General features: G+C 29.8%; 15 protein-coding genes and 1 tRNA gene. 9 read left to right on the top strand and 7 right to left on the bottom strand.

The window, feature by feature from the left end; translation table 11 throughout:
* Positions 1–171 precede the first annotated feature (171 nt).
* Positions 172–933, bottom strand: a complete 762-nt coding sequence (locus ACVC08_RS04390) for a hypothetical protein (protein WP_452601132.1) — start codon at positions 931–933, stop codon at positions 172–174.
* 190 nt (positions 934–1,123) lie between these two features.
* Positions 1,124–1,507: a hypothetical protein gene (locus tag ACVC08_RS04385; protein ID WP_452601131.1), complete on the bottom strand. Its 384-nt coding sequence runs from the start codon at positions 1,505–1,507 to the stop codon at positions 1,124–1,126.
* A 232-nt stretch (positions 1,508–1,739) separates the two neighbouring features.
* Here ACVC08_RS04385 and ACVC08_RS04380 point away from each other — a divergent pair, with 232 nt between their 5' ends.
* The 3 genes from ACVC08_RS04380 (at position 1,740) to ACVC08_RS04370 (ending at position 5,424) form a co-directional block, all read left to right on the top strand.
* On the top strand, positions 1,740–3,431 hold the full coding sequence (locus ACVC08_RS04380; protein WP_452601130.1) for a tetratricopeptide repeat protein: 1,692 nt from the start codon (positions 1,740–1,742) through the stop codon (positions 3,429–3,431).
* Positions 3,432–3,520: 89 nt separating this feature from the next.
* Positions 3,521–3,727 carry a hypothetical protein gene (locus tag ACVC08_RS04375; RefSeq protein WP_452601129.1) on the top strand — a complete coding sequence of 69 codons (207 nt, stop codon included), beginning with the start codon at positions 3,521–3,523 and terminating at the stop codon, positions 3,725–3,727.
* 62 nt (positions 3,728–3,789) lie between these two features.
* Entirely contained in the window at positions 3,790–5,424 is a 1,635-nt protein-coding gene (locus ACVC08_RS04370) for a S8 family serine peptidase (RefSeq protein ID WP_452601128.1), read from the top strand.
* Positions 5,425–5,933: 509 nt separating this feature from the next.
* Here ACVC08_RS04370 and ACVC08_RS04365 read toward each other — a convergent pair.
* The 5 genes from ACVC08_RS04365 to ACVC08_RS04345 all read right to left on the bottom strand — a co-directional run bounded on the left by ACVC08_RS04365 (position 5,934) and on the right by ACVC08_RS04345 (position 12,728).
* Positions 5,934–6,575, bottom strand: a complete 642-nt coding sequence (locus ACVC08_RS04365; protein WP_452600032.1) for a response regulator — start codon at positions 6,573–6,575, stop codon at positions 5,934–5,936.
* 65 nt (positions 6,576–6,640) lie between these two features.
* A complete protein-coding gene (locus ACVC08_RS04360) occupies positions 6,641–7,087 on the bottom strand; it encodes a retropepsin-like aspartic protease (protein WP_452600033.1) in 447 nt (148 codons plus the stop codon).
* The gene (locus ACVC08_RS04355; protein ID WP_452601127.1) at positions 7,080–9,662 is read right to left on the bottom strand and encodes a CHAT domain-containing protein; all 2,583 of its coding nucleotides are present in this window, start codon (positions 9,660–9,662) and stop codon (positions 7,080–7,082) included. The genes ACVC08_RS04360 and ACVC08_RS04355 overlap by 8 nt, the downstream gene beginning before the upstream one ends.
* Before the next feature lie 15 nt (positions 9,663–9,677).
* Positions 9,678–11,645, bottom strand: coding sequence for a DUF7849 domain-containing protein (locus ACVC08_RS04350; RefSeq protein WP_452601126.1), 1,968 nt, complete (start codon positions 11,643–11,645; stop codon positions 9,678–9,680).
* Between the two features lie 114 nt (positions 11,646–11,759).
* The gene (locus tag ACVC08_RS04345) at positions 11,760–12,728 is read right to left on the bottom strand and encodes a hypothetical protein (RefSeq protein ID WP_452601125.1); all 969 of its coding nucleotides are present in this window, start codon (positions 12,726–12,728) and stop codon (positions 11,760–11,762) included.
* Positions 12,729–12,911: 183 nt separating this feature from the next.
* On the opposite strand from ACVC08_RS04345, the gene ACVC08_RS04340 reads away from it, so the two are divergent.
* The 6 genes from ACVC08_RS04340 (at position 12,912) to ACVC08_RS04315 (ending at position 17,264) form a co-directional block, all read left to right on the top strand.
* The gene (locus tag ACVC08_RS04340) at positions 12,912–13,490 is read left to right on the top strand and encodes an RNA polymerase sigma factor (protein WP_452601124.1); all 579 of its coding nucleotides are present in this window, start codon (positions 12,912–12,914) and stop codon (positions 13,488–13,490) included.
* 4 nt (positions 13,491–13,494) lie between these two features.
* Positions 13,495–14,235 carry a tetratricopeptide repeat protein gene (locus ACVC08_RS04335; RefSeq protein ID WP_452601123.1) on the top strand — a complete coding sequence of 247 codons (741 nt, stop codon included), beginning with the start codon at positions 13,495–13,497 and terminating at the stop codon, positions 14,233–14,235.
* A 77-nt stretch (positions 14,236–14,312) separates the two neighbouring features.
* A complete protein-coding gene (locus tag ACVC08_RS04330; protein WP_452601122.1) occupies positions 14,313–15,080 on the top strand; it encodes a TatD family hydrolase in 768 nt (255 codons plus the stop codon).
* A 44-nt stretch (positions 15,081–15,124) separates the two neighbouring features.
* A complete protein-coding gene (locus tag ACVC08_RS04325) occupies positions 15,125–16,156 on the top strand; it encodes an asparaginase (protein WP_452601121.1) in 1,032 nt (343 codons plus the stop codon).
* A gap of 81 nt (positions 16,157–16,237) precedes the next feature.
* Positions 16,238–16,325, top strand: a tRNA-Ser gene (locus ACVC08_RS04320).
* A gap of 177 nt (positions 16,326–16,502) precedes the next feature.
* Positions 16,503–17,264 (top strand): MotA/TolQ/ExbB proton channel family protein, encoded by a 762-nt coding sequence (locus ACVC08_RS04315; RefSeq protein ID WP_452601120.1) that lies wholly within the window; start codon positions 16,503–16,505, stop codon positions 17,262–17,264.
* The last annotated feature ends 29 nt before the right edge of the window (positions 17,265–17,293 follow it).

The following is a 17,293-nucleotide window of genomic DNA, read 5'->3' as shown; positions in this document are numbered from 1 at the left end:
GTAAAAAAGGGTTAATTGAGTAACTCCTGCTATTAACAATAAATTAGTTGTTGATTCTGATGCTTTTTTGGTTACAAAGAAATACGTTCCTAAAATTAATAAAATAATACCTACGATTAAGAGACTCCAAAATTTAGTTTTCACAAGTTTTTTCATGTTTATAGATTTAAGTTAACAAAATGTATTTGGCCCTGCACCAATGCAACTAGCAGCAAAGCCTGCGGCAACTTCAAGAGGTGCTATGCCAAAAGCAACAGCACATACCCAATTTGAACCACATGCAGAAACAGTACAATTCATACAAGCTGACCAACTTGACTTGCGTCTACAGCAATCTTGCGTACTTGGGTCATTAATATCTTGTTGTAGTTTTTGCGTCTGTAATGAATAAACATCATTATTAAATAAATTAATTTGTTGATTGTTCATTAAAGTAAAGTTACCTATTTTATTTTGATTATCTGCTTCAAATGAATAAAATAAATTATTATCTATAGTTTTAATTTTAAACTCTTTATTATGTACCCTAGCCGAGTATTCTATTTTACTTACTTGGTATATGTCATCATACCTATAAATAATAATCTTGTTCTCCGAATTTTTAATAGGTATAGAGTACATTAATAAATCTGAGTTATCAAAATAAAATTTCTTGACTTCATTAGTCTCTAGAATAGATAGGTCTACACCGTTGCTCTCTACGGTATTGATTATTTCTGTTTTTTCTGGATTATTTCCTAGTTTTTCGATAAGATTGAAGTGATTATCGTAAAAATTCGAACTTATATCTTTTTTTAAAGATGAACTCGTATATATTACCTCGTTTAAAGAAGTTTCATTAGTACTATTGTCATCTTCTTTACCAGAACAACTATAAATTAATACTGAAAGTAATAATATTGATAATATAGGGGCAGTTATAAATTTTTTCATTTCTATATGTTTTAAATTATTGTTTTGTCTACTCTTTCGATTTTCGTAACTCGGTTTACTTTTTTAATTTTATTTCGGTTTCAACTTCCACATTATCCGATTTTGGATGGTCAGTCCATTTTGACGACTATATTTTTTAGGTTTACGGAATTAAAATTGGGTTATAATAAATTATTATTTTATCTGTATTTCATAGCCCCTCCAAACGTTTTAGCAATGTCCTTAACTTTAAATGAGTAAATAGCCCTTTTTTCTGTTGTATATAATGTAAACTGCTTAAATTTAAAAGCATAATTAAATCTTTATGTAAATTTTGGAATACTAATACTCTAATGTTCATGTTTCGCTCTGGTATGCGCTCACAGTTTTCTATGTCTTCCTTATCTAGTGGTTTATTGGGCTTGCGTACTAATAGTTTAAACGGTGGTTTTTCGTCTAGATACATTAAGGCATCCATAAGTGTATTGGTTAATATAATCTCTACATTTTCGCAATTAGTGTTTATAAAGTGTTCTACTTTGGTTTTGTAATTAGCATCCTCGCTAATAATGATGCATTGTATTTTTTCTTGCATGTAATTGGTGGTTGGTTTAAGATTATTGATTTCTATTTGCTGGTGTAAAGTAAGAGCAGCCCATCAATAATTACAAAGAAGATGTAAGCAGATTCACGAATTCAAATAAATTAGATAGTCGAATTCGCGAATTCACTATTAAATACAGTAATAATTGATTAAAAAATGATTTTTTTATAAAGACTAACTATAGAAAATCACTAAATTTATAGTTATTAAAACTATAATTCTTTTGCAGATTCCTCGATTTTACCAAACATTATTTACCTCATTATTATTTATACATGGAACAGTAATTTTTGCTCAACAAAATAACTTAGACAAGTATCCTAATACACTAACAAAACTTAATTATAAGCAACTACGTGAAAAAATTAATTCCAAAGACTCACTAAATTCCTTTATATATGTTCGTGCATATTTAACAAAAGCCAAACGAGAGAAAGACACATTGCACATAGCAAAAGCATATCGTTATCATTTATTTTTTTGCCAAAACCACCAGGTTATACCATATACGGATAGTATTATTAGAATTACCAAAAATAAGAACTATCAAAAATATCCTATGTTGGCATACTACCTAAAAGGAATGGAGTTGTATTATTTACGTAATTTTAAAGAAGCTCTCGATAATTTAATTGAAGCAAAAAAATTGCTTCCTGAAAATGACCCACACATAGAAAGTAACATAGCTTTGCTCAAAAGTAGGCTTGGGTTATACGACGAAGCATTGCCCTTATTCAAAGAAACACTAAAATTTTATAAAAAGAATGTGTTTCATACAGGAGTACTAAGCTCTTATTATGCTCTTGGAGATACGTTTCGGTTAATGAAAGAAATGGATTCTTCTCTCTATTATAACCAATTGGGATATAAATATGCTAAAGATATAAATGATTTAGAATATCAAGAATTCTTCAACTTAAATATAGGAGCCACCCTATCCGATTTAAATAAAATACAGGAAAGTCAACAACATCTAATAACAGCGCTACCTATGTTAAAAAAAGTTAATGACAAACCTAATATTGCTTTATGTCATTTTTTATTGGGGCGTAATTATAAAAGTTTAAAAGAGACTAACAAATCAATTTATCATCTCAAACAAATGGATTCTATATTTTTAGAGATACATGATTTGCACCCAGAACTAAGACAAGGTTATGAGATACTAGTAAACCATTACAAACAAAAAACCGATTTAAAAAATCAACTACTTTATATTAATCGCTTACTTTCTTTAGATAGTATTCTTAGAAATAATAATAGTTATTTAGACCGTAAATTAGATAGGGAATATGATAACCCTAAATTATTAAGCGAAGCAAAGCGTATTAATCAAGAAATAAAACGTTCTCGAAATAAATTAATATATCTACTCCTTTTATTTGCCTTTGCTTTTATTGTAGTATTAATACTATACGTTAACAGGCAAAGAAAACATCGTCGGGACAAAGAACGTTTTAACGAACTATTTGCTATACATAAAGAATCTCAGAGCATTTATAATAAATCAATAAATACTTTAACACCTAAGTCCATTCCGCTCAAGCAAGATGTAGTAGAAATGATACTTGAAAAATTAGAGCTTTTTGAAAAAAATAGAGGCTTCTTAAACTCTAACCTAAAATTAGTTCATTTAGCTGAGCAAGTCGATTCTAATGCAAAATATGTGGCAATGGTTATTAAACATAAAAAGGGTATGACTTATACAAGCTATATAAATAATCTGCGTATAGATTACGCAATAACACAGTTAACTAATAATCAAAATTTTTTACATAATTATACTATTAATGGAATTGCTAAAGAAGTTGGGTTTAATTATACAGAGCCATTCAGAAAAGCATTTTATAAAAAAACAGGTATTAAACCTTCTTTTTATATAAAAAAACTTAAAGAAACATACTCGAATTCGTGAATTCATGTAAAAAAAATCTCCTAAATCTAGTAATCTACCTATAAAATATACATATTTAAATAAATAATTCTTAAAATATATAAAATATCATGAAAAAAAAGAACCACACATTAACATTTAAAAAAGCGAATATTGTAGAGCTAAATTCAAAAACATTATTACAAATTATAGGAGGTCAAAATGGAAATAACGGAGATAATGGGAATGGTAACGATGGGAATGGGGATGGAGGAACAACTGAAACACGTCCAACCGATAAAGGGTTTTCTGGATTGTTATGTGAAGATAATGATTAGATATTAAATATTATCTTGCGAAGAACTTCCCTACAAAGTTCCTTTGTTATTATTTTACACAGATGAAAAAAAATATCGTATTTATTATAATTGGTTTAATGTTTCTACAATGTGCATCTTCAAAACGTGCTTTTAATAATCAAGCCTTAATATCCAAACAGGTAACGCCTTATGGTAAAAATAAACTTTCTAAAGAACTGTTAAGAGATTGGCATTATTTAGATATAGAATCTGATAGTGTCTCAGGTATCAGTTGGTATAAAGCATTAAAAATGCTTAATGCTAATCAGAATCAAAAGGATGTTATAGTTGCTATAATTGATACTGAAATGGACATACATCATATAGGGCTATCTGCTAATATTTGGAATAACCCAAATGAAATAAAAGGAAATGGAATTGATGACGATAAAAATGGTTACATTGATGATATAAACGGCTGGAACTTTTTAGGAAATAATAAAGGAGACAATATTATGGAAGCTAACCTAGAATATGTAAGACAGTATAGATTCTTAAGAGATAAAGTTAACCAATTAGACACTACAAAATTATCTATAGAGCAGAAAAAAACATTTAATCAATATAAAGAAAAAAAAGCCTATTACGAAGAAAAAAGGCAAAAAACTGAAAAGCGATTTAATCGTTCTGATAAATTATTCACTAAATATCTCAAGGCTAAGGAAGCTTTGAAAAAGTACTTTCCAAATAGTAAATATTCAACAGAAGTACTTAATACAATAGATACCATCAATAATGGCTTAGGAGAACATGTTAGGTTTATTCATTTGCTTTTGAAATATAAAGACAATGATGCAAATATAACCAGAAACTATAATTCGATTAAAGGTGAATATCTTTATAAGATTAATGTAAATTTCGATGAACGCGAAATTTTAAAAGAGAATCCAAACAATCTTTCAGATAATAAATATGGTAATAATAATGTGGCAGGTAATTTAGATAAATATATTCACGCAACAAAAGTTGCAGGTGTTGTTAAAGACAACTATATCAAACTGATGCCTTTAGCTATAGCCCCCTATGGAGATACACATGATAAAGATATAGCCTTAGCTATACGTTATGCCGTAGATAACGGTGCAAAAATTATCAATATGAGTTTTGGTAAATTTTATTCTTTACATAAAGAATGGGTTTTTGATGCGCTTAAATATGCAGAAAAGCATGATGTACTTGTAGTCAGTTCAGCAGGAAATAATGGATACAATCTTAATGAAATTAATAATTATTATCCAAATGATAATACCTATAATGGAAAAGAAGTATCAGATAATTTTTTACTAGTAGGGGTTTCTTCTGCTTTTGCTAATGAAAATTTATTCGTTTCCTATTCTAATTATGGAAATATTGATGTGGATTTATTTGCGCCAGGAGAAGAAGTTTATACCACGATACCGAATAATGAATATACTTATGATGGAGGCACATCATTAGCAGCAGCATTAACTTCTAAAGTAGCCGCACTAATTTTCTCCTATTACCCCAACCTAACGGCTAGCCAAGTAAAACATATTATTATGGATAGCGGTGTAGAATATACGTTTCCTGTAAAAACACCTACACGAGAAGATAAAGACAAAATGACACCGTTTAATGAGTTATCTAAATCTGGTAAAATAGTAAATGCTTATAATGCTTTAATTATGGCCGATAGCATTTCTAGAAAGCACTAATTAACTCATTAATGAGATTTCTGTAGTTTTAGAAAGTGCTATATGTGTAGCTATTTAGATAAATAAAAAGCCCAGATGAGTCCTATAAAAAAAGCTTCAAAATAAAATCATTTTGAAGCTTTTAGTGATTCTCCCTAAAAATCAATTAATAGCATTGTAAAGATAAAAGGAATATCTGAATTATAAAATACGTAGATCTACGTATTTTTTTTAATACAAAAGAGAATAGGTATTTATATAAAGAAAGGCCTCAAAACAAATTGCTTTGAAGCCTTTAATAATCTCTTCTTGTGATATCATTAATATATTAGCATAACAAAGATAAATGGAATATTCGACCTGTGAAATACGTAGATCTACGTATTTTTTTCAAAACAGATTTTAAAGAATATAAAGCAAAAAAGCTCTAAACTGTTAGTGTTTTAGAGCTTTTGTAATTCCTGTTGAGAATTTGACGATTAATAGCTAGACAAATATAAAACGAAAATGGTACTTAAAAATACGTAGTTCTACGTGTTTTTTAATAAACTCTTATTTATGTTGGCCCAAACCGATAAAGCATGTCTGGATTTCTCTAGTTTTAGTTTTTTTATAATATTACTTCTATGTTTTTCTACCGTTCTAGCGGAGCTGTTTAAGGATTCAGCTATTTGACTACTAGTTTTATTATTTGCTAAACCTTGAAGCACTTTAATTTCTGTTTTGGTTAAAAGTTCTATAATAGTCGAATTGGTATATTTTAATTTAGAATTAAGATAAGAGGCAATTTCTTCACTAAAATATGGTTCTCCTCGTTTAACATGCTCAATACAATTTTCTATTTCTTCTACAGCAAATTCTTTTAATATATAGCCATAAACACCATAGTTTACAGCTTTGTCGTATAGCTCTTCTTGATTATCGAAAGTAATTAAAATCACTTTTGTGTTGAGCTCATTTTTTTTGCACTCTGCAGCAATTTCTAAACCTGTAAGAAATGGCATTTGTATATCTAAAATGGCTATGTCGGGTTTATGCTTAACAATAAGGTTATATGCCGTTTGGCCATCTTCTGCGCTGCCAACAATGTCGTACCCTTTAGATGAAATATAACCACTTAAGCCTCTTAACATAAGAGGATGATCATCTGCAATAACAATAGATACACTCATTAATGAGGATAAATTTATAATTAATACTCTTTTAGGTCTTTTTTATTTCTAATAAAACCGAAAGGTTATAGTGGTTTTAAATATAGATATTTCTTTTCGTAATCAATAATTCCTTTGCCTTTTTTTAAAATATCTGCACCAATTATACCGTTAACTGCATTAGTCTCTTGATTTATAAGTGCCGTGTTTATGTGAGTAAGGTCGAAAAGTATTAAAGATGAATTACTTATTTTCCAACGCCCAATTTTAATTGTATTTCTTCTAGATATTTGGGTTACCATATCTGTAGTTCCGGCACCAGCAGCTTTTATTTTTGAGTCTTTAACTTTTAAATTAAAAAGTTCGATGTTTTCAAAACCAATACAACTGCTTGAGGCTCCTGTATCTAAAATAAAAACACCTTTAGCATTGTTAATAGTCGCTTTTATTTCAAAATGATTGGTTCTTGTTAATTTTAATTTAATTTTTTTATAGCCTTTGCTTAATAAAAATTCTTGAAGTGTGTTATCCATTTCGTTTTTTAAATCCTAAAAATAAAAGTAATACTAAAAGCATTGAGACTACAATGATAAATAAATATTCGTAATTGTCTTTCTTTGGTTTTGTTAAGTTTCCATAAAAAGTAAAAGCACTCCAGTAATAAGGCGATTTTTTAATATTAGTGATGTCTTCATTTTGTAAATAGTCTAATTTGGATTGGTTGTTAGAGAGGTATGCCGAATTATTTTTACTATAGTTTTTGTAAAAAGAGTCTATAATCTGCGAAGTCGATAAGTCACTAATTTTCCAAAGTGAAAATAAAATATTTTTTGCACCAGCATATTGAAACCCTCGAGCTAGACTCATAGCACCTTCTCCATATTTTAATTGTCCAACACCCGTTTCGCAAGCGCTTAATACCACAAGGTTAGATTTTAAGTCTATGGTGTATAATTCATTTATGGTTAATGAGCTATCTATAAAATCTATACTTGCAGGGGTGATAAAGTCTCCACTTTTTGCATGTGTCGATAAATGTAGAATATTATAATTGTTTGCGGTTTCAACAAAATCTTTTTTAGTTGCTTTAGCGTTCATTAATAGGTTAGCATTTATATATTTTTCTACGCTTGTTGCTTCTTGTATAGAATAGTCTAGCGCTTTATTGGAGTTTTTAAAAACAGGAAACACCCCTAATACTCTTTTTTTATAGCTGTTGTCTTCCGTTTTTAAATAAAGCGATGCACTACTATTGTATGCTAATTTGTGCAGTTTAACAACAAAGGGCATGTTTTCGTATTTTAGGCTATTGCTTTTGGATGTTAATAGCGCATCAAATGGAACAAAATGAATAAAGCCATCTGGTATAATTACTAGATTGGTTTTGTCTTTTACTTTGTTAAAAAGTAATGTTTTATATAGTGAAAAGGCATTGGTAGTATATTCTGCAATATTATTGTTAATGATTGATGCGTTTTCAAAGTAATTTATGTATTCTATAATTTGGCGCTTTGTATGGTTGTTTAAAGGGATACGATTTAACTCAATAGCTTGTTCTGAAATAATGAATTGAAAGATGGCGTTACTACCATAGAAATATTCAATTAGAGTTGCGTTATCGTTTTTAAGTTTGCTAATAATATTAACTAATGAAATGGATTGCTCTTTATTCGTGTTGTACTTTTTATTAATGTCTTTTTGTAATGTCTTTAATTGAATGCTTATAGTATTTAACGTGTCTCTTAATAAGCTTATTTGTTCTTTTTGTTTAGAGTTGTAGGGTGTTTTTATTAATTGATTTGTAAGTTGTTCTTGTTGTTTTAAAAAGTATTGTTCTTGTTTTAATAAGCTATCGTTAGGGTGTATTTCTAAAAGTGTTTTTTTATCTATTGATTTTTTTAAAACTCTAGATTTAAATTGTTCTGCATAAATAAAGGCTTGTTCAATGTGTGTAGTAGATTCATTAGTTTGGCTTAACTCATACAATAACTGAATGCATTTTTCACTGCGTTTACGGTTATTAGCTAACTGTATAAGTTGTCCTGTTTGTGATGTAATTTCTTTATTTAATAAAGAAGATGCATAAAAACTTAGTTTATAACATTGTAAAGCGTTTTCCTTATTTATTTGCAATTCTGCTAAGGCATCAAAAAGGTCTATAAATGTATTCTCAGGATATAAATCGGTTTCTTTTGGTAATTGATTACTATTAAAATTTGGAATTAAAATACGAAGCGCTTTTTTTAATTTTTTTGCAGCTGTATTTTTATCGTTTAAAAGTTTATGTAAATGTGCTTCTTGAATATTAAGTTTAGCAAGTGTTCTTGCAGAAGCCATTTTGTTACCGCCTATAGATTTTAGAGTTTTAAATTTTTTTAAAGCGGTTTCATAATCACCTTGTTTGTAAGTTAATTCGTACTCTATTTGGGCTTTAGTATATAAATCTGTACTGCTTGGAAGTTTGTTGCTAACAATGGCATCATCAACAAACACTCTAGTTTTATTTAAACGAATATTACTTCTAGATTTTATAGCTGTAAGCTTTCTTTTTTGCAGTGGTTTTAAGTTTTTAATTTGTAAACCTTTGTTTGCCGTTTCTATAGCCAGTTTATGTTTCCCTAATTTTTGATATAGGTTACTTAAATTAATTATTCCAGATGCTACATGAGAGTGGTTTTGTTGTTGTTCTGCAAGAAAAATATAGTGTTTAATAATATTTTCTGCATTGGTGTAATTGTTTGTTTTATGATAGAGAATTCCTAATGGGATTAAGCAATATTCGACAATGTCGAATTGAAAATGACTAGCTATATGCTCTTTCTTGTAATGCAACCAAGCAGCTTCATAAGTAGCAACAGCTAAATGTTGTTTGTTGTTTTTATCTAAATAATATCCCTTGTTTAGCAGTAGGTTTATAAAAGCAAAATGCTCATCTTTAGTTTTAATTTTAGCTTTAAAATCTATTATTTTAGTGTTCAGTGTTTGTAATGCTGTTTCAGTTTTTGCATTATTAAACGACTCTGTAGCTTCATAAATTTGATGTTCTAAATTTTGAGAAAAGACTTTGCAATAACATAAAAATAATAATACAAGGAAGCATTTATTCATAGACTATATTGAGCGTTAAAATTTCCAAATGGCGTAGAATTGCATATAATTATTGTTTGCTTTGGAGTTAAAAACATAACGAACTCCAACACTTGGGCCTATTCTTGCAAATCCGGCAGTAGCTTCTATTAAAAAACCTGTTCTTAGGTTAGTAAATGATTTTTTAGATTCATTGTTACTTTCGTTACTACTTACTAGAACGCCTGGTAGCATATTGATGCTTTCAAAACGCTCAATTAATATGTTTTGTGTTTCTTTTTCACTAATAGAAATCATGCCTTGTAACCCCGCTCCAAAACCTATATAATTATTAAGATTATATCTGGCCAAAACAGGAACTTCCCAATCTATATTATTGTAAGTTGTATTTGTTGTTGTGCGTTGAAACTGCTGTTCTCCACCTGCGGTTATAGATATTAATTCTTCTGTTATTGTTGTCCCTGCGTTGTATTGATGGAAACTATTTAATAATTCTACTTGCCAATACCATTTATACGATTTGTATGGAGAGATTGTCGCACCAATAAAATAGCTTCTAGATTCTTTTAAATCTCCAAAAGCGTTGTAGCCAGATTTAACACCAATAGAAATGCCTGGTAAAAATCTGGTTGTAGAATAGTTTGTTATTATTGGGTCGTTTTTATCGAAAATAATAGCAGTCCTAGATTTTGTTTTTTTCTTATGAAAATCTTTAGCAAATTTTAAACTGTATTTTACAAAGCCTTTGGTAGAGTCGTATTCTTTTACATTTTTTTGTTCGCTTCCTGGTAAATAAATATTTTTAAAAGTAAAAATGGCTTGTTTGCCTGTATAAGTGGTGTCTAAACAACTGTATCTTACTTCTTTTTCTTTTGGGCAGATTTTACATTTAGGGTACATGTCTTCTACTCTAATAGTAGACTTATCGAACATGTCTGGAATGTCGGTTTCTAATCTAATGGTTTTAGCAGGCCCCTCCCCATTATTTTGAAATTTAATTTTAAACTTAGGGCGTTTAAAACGAACCAATCTATAATTTAAAAATGTAGCATTAGATGACATTTTGTTGGGGTCGTGCGATGTTACAATCTCCATTTCCATAGTTTTTACCTTATGGTTTTTGTAATTGTCATCTGGAACATAAACGCCTCTAATAGAAATAATAGCACTTGTGTCTTTAAGCATTTCTGGTGTAGTCTTAAAGGTGTAAAATATATTTCGTTCTTCATTAGGTTTCATGTTATTAAACTCTAATGTACTTGATTTTTTATAACTAGCTTTTGCTTCTGCTAGTGTTAATTCTAGGTTTTTTTTATCTGTAGTATCTTGAATTCTTGAACTTAATCGAAAGAGTTGTTTTTCTGCCGATGCATAATAACTATTATTTTCATCTATTTGATTAGATAATACCACTGCGTCTTCGTGGCTTACATTTTTTTCGTTGTGGTGTAATCTAGTCTCTACTAATTCAAAATTATCATCTTTATATTTTTCTTCATTGTAGAAAAGGTATAGTTTGCCATTAGTACTATAATTTTTAGCATTTTTATAACTCATTATAACAACAATGTCTTCTTCGGGCATAGGTTCTCGGTTACGTTGTAAGGAGAACTCCTCTGTCATAGAAGCTTCTTCATTATAAGCTGTGGCATCTTTTTCTATTTTTATTTTTTTTGGTCTAGCTACCGGAGGTTTTCCTGTATCATAGTTATTTGTAGTCCATAATTTCACTTCGTATTCTCCAGCTTTTTTATAGTTATGCTGTGGCTTTTCGGCTTTGCTATATTGGCCATCTCCAAACTCCCAATAATGAGAATAGAACGCTTTTGGTGCACCAGCAATTTGATTTAAAGGTGGCGTTTTTGGTGAGAATTGTACAGCGTTTTCATTTTTTTTATAATCTATAATAACCGTACCTCTAGTGGTGTCAATAACTTGAGCGTCTTGAGCAATTAATGAGAAAGAAAGAGTAAAGAAGAATAATATTGTAAGTAATGTCTTCATAACGAGTTGGCTTAATAACATTTAAATATACGAAAACTGATGGGGCTAATGCAGATGATAAAATAAAATTAAAGCCAGAAGGGGAGTCTGGCTTTAATTAAATAGAGGTTAAAATTATGGTAGAGCATTTATAATGTCTATAAATTCTGCTTCTGTAGCTAGTGTTGTTTCACCAAGTGTAAATGTAATAATATCATTAGCTTCTATAGTAACTGCTTTTATAGCGTACCTCCAGATACCATCATCTTCTGTCGCAAAAATAACATGACACTCTAGCCCAATAGGGATTTGCCCGTAGTGCTCGCTAAATAACCCTGCTTCGTAAGTATCTAAAGATGCTAAGCCAGAATCTTCTCCATCGTAAGATAAGTAGATAGCACTATTAGTATAATTGTATCCATCTGGTGCTTGTGCTTGTATTAGTGTTTTTGGTCTAGGGTCGTTATAAAATCTGTCTATGTTTGTCCAACCAAATGTTTCTAAAAAGGCATAATATTCACCACCTTCTACAAATACACCACCTTGTCCTGTAACGTCTTCAACTTCATTCCAGGTTAAATTATCCTCTGCATCTATAGTGCCATTCCATAATGTCATTGCTGGGTCTGCTCCACCAGTTAAACTACTAGGTACAACTAATTGCATGTTACAATTTATATCTATGGCAGCGCCATTTTGTGTGGCTTCTAAAAAGAACTCCCCACCAGATAATAACATGGCTTTATCTCCATTAGGTAAAGTACCCATAGTTGGTTTATTTGTAGAGAGCATGTTTCCTTTTTCAAAAAGTTCTACATATTCTAAATCTATTGTTCCAGTAACAGGGTTGCCATTTAGAGTTAAACAATTGGTGTTAATGTTTATTTGTACACCTTTAGTGGAGGTTAGTGTAATATTTCCGTCACTACCATCAAACTGAAAATTTTGTGTTTGGTTTTCTAGCGCTTGTTGTCTTATATTACTAAAATCTTGAGCGCTAGGAACTGGATTTGAAGTGATAATGTCTGAGTCATCACTAGTTTGACAGCTTGTAAATAAGATTGATAAAAATAAAATTCCGAAAATTGTTTTTAAAGTTTTCATAATGCTTGTTTTTTAATTGTTATACATCTTCATATCAATTGAGTAATATTATTGTTACCCTTTATAAGTGTTTATTTGTTTTTTAGCACTTACAACCTTATATCAAAACCATTTTAAAATTGTTACCTTTATTTTATTAAGTTTTTTTAAATTCGTTTATTAACTGTCTACAAATAAGAGGTTATGAGTGGTAAAAAAATACACGAAGACCAGAAGTATATAGAAGGCTTACTTAAAAATAATTCTTTTATTATACAGACTATCTACGATAAATTTGCACCTAAAGTGATTAACTATATAAAGCAAAATAACGGTAGTGTAGATCAAGCTAAAGATGTTATACAGGAAACATTAATAACTATATATAATCAGGCAAAGGAGAAAAACTTACAAATTACCTGTCCTTTTGATGCCTATTTCTTTCTGTTATGTAAGCGTAAATGGTTGAATGTTTTAAAAAAGAATGCTAAAGAGGTAACAATTAATGAAACTGTTTTATCTAAAGGTGACGATGCTCAAGAATTAGCATTAGAAACCGCATTATTTGGAGAAAAACAAGCGTTATTTAATACCATGTTTGAAAAATTAGGAAAAGCTTGTAAAGAATTAATAAAAGCAACTTTTAAGATAAAATCTATGGAAAAAGTAGCTGAGAGCTTAGGTGTAAGTTATGCCTATGCTCGTAAAAAGAAATCTCTATGTATAGGCAAGTTAACTAAGCTAGTTCAAGAATCATCAAGATTTAAACAACTTAATAATTAATTGTATGGAAGATCAAGACTATATTTTATTCGACCAGTACTTACAAAAAGAACTCTCTAAAGAAGCCTATGCTAATTTTGAAGAACGATTAGAAAACGATGCAGCATTTAAAGAAAGCTTTACTATATATAAGGAGTTGTCTATGCATTTAAAACATAAATTTGAAGACGATGAGAGCGCTAATACCTTTAAAACTAATTTAGAAAATATTTCAAACAACTATTTTAATGACGATAACGATACAGTAGAGCAAAAACCAAAACGAGTAAGCTTTTTTAAATATGCAATTGCTGTTGCAGCTATTTTAATAATAGGAGCTACTGTATTTAATAAATTGTCTAACCCAAGTTTTAGTGATTATAATAACTATGAAATAATAAGCTTAACAGTTAGAGGAGGAGATGATGGTTTGCTTAAAGAAGCAGAAAAAGCATTTAACAATAAAAAGTTTACAGAAGCAAAATCTTTATTTAATAAGATTTTGAGTAAAACACCAACTAATTTAGAACTTCAATTATATAAAGCTATATGTTTAATAGAAACCAATGACTATAGAGAAGCAGATGAATTGCTAAGAAAACTTTCCGAAACAAATTCAGTATATAAAAATAAAGCAAAATGGTACTGGGCATTAAGTAAATTAAAACAAAAAAATAACGCAGCATGTGTTAAGTTATTACAGCAAATACCTGAAGACGCAGAAGACTATAATCGAGCTCAAAAACTTTTAAATAAACTAGATTAGTTATAAAGACTAAATAATCAATAAAAAATGCATTTATAAAAGTCATCAATTAACGATGACTTTTATATTTTTACCGCATGATAATTACAGATACGCATACACATTTATATAGTGAGTCTTTTAATGAAGATAGAGACGAAATGATACAACGAGCATTAGATGCAGGAGTAAAACGTTTTTTTATACCAGCTATAGATTCGACGTATACAAAATCTATGCTAGAGTTAGAAAACAGTTTTCCTAAGCATGTGTTTTTAATGATGGGGTTACACCCAACACATGTAAAGGATAATTATAAAGAGGAGTTAAAGCATGTAGAAGACATGTTAGCTAGCCGAAAATTTTATGCTGTTGGAGAAATTGGTATCGATTTGTATTGGGATAAAACAACACTAAGCATTCAGCAAGATGCTTTTAGGTATCAAATAAAATTAGCTAAACAATATCGTTTACCTATAGTTATACATTGTAGAGATGCTTTTGATGCTGTGTTTGAAGTTTTAGAAGAAGAAAAAGCAGATGACTTGTTTGGGATTTTTCATTGTTTTACTGGTACATTAGAACAGGCACATAAAGCTATATCATATAATATGAAGCTAGGCATAGGAGGTGTAGTAACTTTTAAGAATGGAAAAATAGATCAATTTTTAAATACAATAGATTTAAAACATATTGTTCTAGAAACCGATTCGCCTTATTTAGCACCAAAACCATATAGAGGAAAACGTAATGAAAGTGCATACCTTACAAAGGTTCTAGAAAAACTATCTGAACTATATGAGTTACCCATGGAAGAAATAGCAGAGAGAACTACCGAAAACTCTAAAGCTGTTTTTGGGATTTAAAAAAACTTATAATTTAACAGAAGCTATATATAAATTAATAAATTATGACAAAAAGCATCCCAAACATACTCCTTATATATACAGGAGGAACAATAGGTATGATTAAAGACTCAGAAACGGGAGCCCTAAGAGCTTTCGATTTTGATAATTTATTAATTCGTATCCCAGAATTAAAACTGTTAGATTGTAATATTGAAACCATATCTTTTGAAGAGCCTATAGATTCTAGTAATATGGCTCCAAAATATTGGGTGGATATTGCTAAAATTATAGAAAAGCAATATAAAGCTTTTGATGGTTTTGTAATTTTGCACGGAAGCGATACCATGAGTTACTCGTCTTCTGTATTAAGTTTTATGCTAGAACATTTAGCAAAACCAGTAATTTTTACAGGGTCTCAATTACCAATAGGAGATTTAAGAACGGATGCTAAAGAGAATTTAATAACCTCTATACAAATTGCATCATTACAACATTATAATAAACCAATTATAAAAGAAGTCTGCCTATATTTTGAATACAAATTATATAGAGCTAATAGAACAACAAAAATTAATGCCGAACATTTTGAAGCTTTTGCTTCTTTAAACTATCCAGATTTAGCAGAATCTGGAGTGCATTTAAAAGTAAATAACGAATATTTGTTGAAGCCTAACCCTAGAAAGTCGCTATGCGTGCATAAAACACTAGACTCTAATGTAGCAATAGTAAAGTTGTTTCCAGGAATCTCTGAAAAATTATTACAAACCATTTTTAATACTCCAGAACTAAAAGGTGTCGTTTTAGAAACATACGGAGCAGGGAATTGTACAACAGAAAAATGGTTTGTTTCCCTATTAAAAGAAACTATAAATAAAGGTGTACACATTGTTAATGTAACACAATGTTCTGGAGGAAGTGTAATTATGGGGCAGTATGAAACGAGCGAAAAGCTTAAAAAAATAGGTGTTATTTCGGGAAAAGACATAACTACAGAGGCTGCAATTAGTAAATTAATGTATTTATTGGCTCAAAATATATCGCCTAACTTGTTTAAAACCATCTATGAAACCCCTTTAAGAGGGGAAATGGCATAAAATTTGCAAGTAAAGTTTTAGCAATTAAACTTTTTTCTCTTTATTTGAAAACCCTAAAAAGGAAACTTTTTAGAATAATAAAGAGAGGTGGCCGAGTGGTTTAAGGCGCACGCCTGGAAAGTGTGTATACGTTTATAGCGTATCGAGGGTTCGAATCCCTTCCTCTCTGCAAAAGTTATTAGAAAATTTTTGTAGATAATTTAAAGAAAGTAGTATTTATCAAACAATTCAATAATTTAAATTGTTATTACGTTAAAACCCTTTCGCCAATTGCTATTTTTATTTTTTAATTACATTTTTTTTATATCTTTAGCACTTTAACTAATAAAATTAAGATCACACGACAATGAAAAGATTATTTTCTATCCTAGCCATAGTATTTTTAATGGCAACTGGTACAGTAAACGCAACTACAAACGCAGCGACGGTTGCAACAACGGTAGTTACAGCAACTCAAGATGACCCTGCAACAGCAGACAAAGGATTTCACCAAGAATTAAAAAAACGTTTTATAGAAGGTGGGCCAGCATTCATGGGGATTGTATTATTATGTTTAATTCTAGGTTTAGCAATTGCTATCGAGAGAATTATCTTTTTAAATCTTTCTACTACGAATACAAAAAAATTAACAGCTAATGTAGAAGATGCATTACAATCAGGAGGTTTAGAGGCAGCTAAAGAAGTATGTCGTAACACAAAAGGACCTGTTGCTTCTATATTCTATCAAGGTTTAGACAGAGCAGATGGCGATTTAGAATCTGCAGAAAAAGCAGTAGTAGCTTATGGAGGTGTACAAATGGGGCAATTAGAGAAAAACGTATCTTGGATTTCTTTATTCATCGCATTAGCACCAATGTTAGGGTTCATGGGAACAGTAATTGGTATGATTCAAGCCTTCGATAAAATTCAATCTGCAGGTGGTATGGATGCAACGTTAGTAGCAGGTGGTATTAAAGTAGCCTTATTAACAACGGTATTCGGACTTATAGTAGCAATTATATTACAGATTTTTTACAACTATATCGTAGCAAAAATTGATAACATTGTAAATGATATGGAAGATTCTTCTATCACTTTAATGGATTTATTATCGAAGTATAAGAAATAATAATAACTAATTTTAAAACTGAATAAATT

This window comes from Pontimicrobium sp. MEBiC06410, from assembly GCF_053601615.1.
This window is presented reverse-complemented; position numbering and strand designations above follow the sequence as displayed.

Excerpts from the sequence above, each read along its gene's own strand:
- ACVC08_RS04390 (WP_452601132.1), bottom strand. The coding sequence starts at position 933 with ATGAAAAAATTTATAACTGCCCCTATATTATCAATATTATTACTTTCA.
- ACVC08_RS04385 (WP_452601131.1), bottom strand. The coding sequence starts at position 1,507 with ATGCAAGAAAAAATACAATGCATCATTATTAGCGAGGATGCTAATTAC.
- ACVC08_RS04375 (WP_452601129.1), top strand. The coding sequence starts at position 3,521 with ATGAAAAAAAAGAACCACACATTAACATTTAAAAAAGCGAATATTGTA.
- ACVC08_RS04370 (WP_452601128.1), top strand. The coding sequence starts at position 3,790 with ATGAAAAAAAATATCGTATTTATTATAATTGGTTTAATGTTTCTACAA.
- ACVC08_RS04365 (WP_452600032.1), bottom strand. The coding sequence starts at position 6,575 with ATGAGTGTATCTATTGTTATTGCAGATGATCATCCTCTTATGTTAAGA.
- ACVC08_RS04360 (WP_452600033.1), bottom strand. The coding sequence starts at position 7,087 with ATGGATAACACACTTCAAGAATTTTTATTAAGCAAAGGCTATAAAAAA.
- ACVC08_RS04355 (WP_452601127.1), bottom strand. The coding sequence starts at position 9,662 with ATGAATAAATGCTTCCTTGTATTATTATTTTTATGTTATTGCAAAGTC.
- ACVC08_RS04350 (WP_452601126.1), bottom strand. The coding sequence starts at position 11,645 with ATGAAGACATTACTTACAATATTATTCTTCTTTACTCTTTCTTTCTCA.
- ACVC08_RS04345 (WP_452601125.1), bottom strand. The coding sequence starts at position 12,728 with ATGAAAACTTTAAAAACAATTTTCGGAATTTTATTTTTATCAATCTTA.
- ACVC08_RS04340 (WP_452601124.1), top strand. The coding sequence starts at position 12,912 with ATGAGTGGTAAAAAAATACACGAAGACCAGAAGTATATAGAAGGCTTA.
- ACVC08_RS04335 (WP_452601123.1), top strand. The coding sequence starts at position 13,495 with ATGGAAGATCAAGACTATATTTTATTCGACCAGTACTTACAAAAAGAA.
- ACVC08_RS04330 (WP_452601122.1), top strand. The coding sequence starts at position 14,313 with ATGATAATTACAGATACGCATACACATTTATATAGTGAGTCTTTTAAT.
- ACVC08_RS04325 (WP_452601121.1), top strand. The coding sequence starts at position 15,125 with ATGACAAAAAGCATCCCAAACATACTCCTTATATATACAGGAGGAACA.
- ACVC08_RS04315 (WP_452601120.1), top strand. The coding sequence starts at position 16,503 with ATGAAAAGATTATTTTCTATCCTAGCCATAGTATTTTTAATGGCAACT.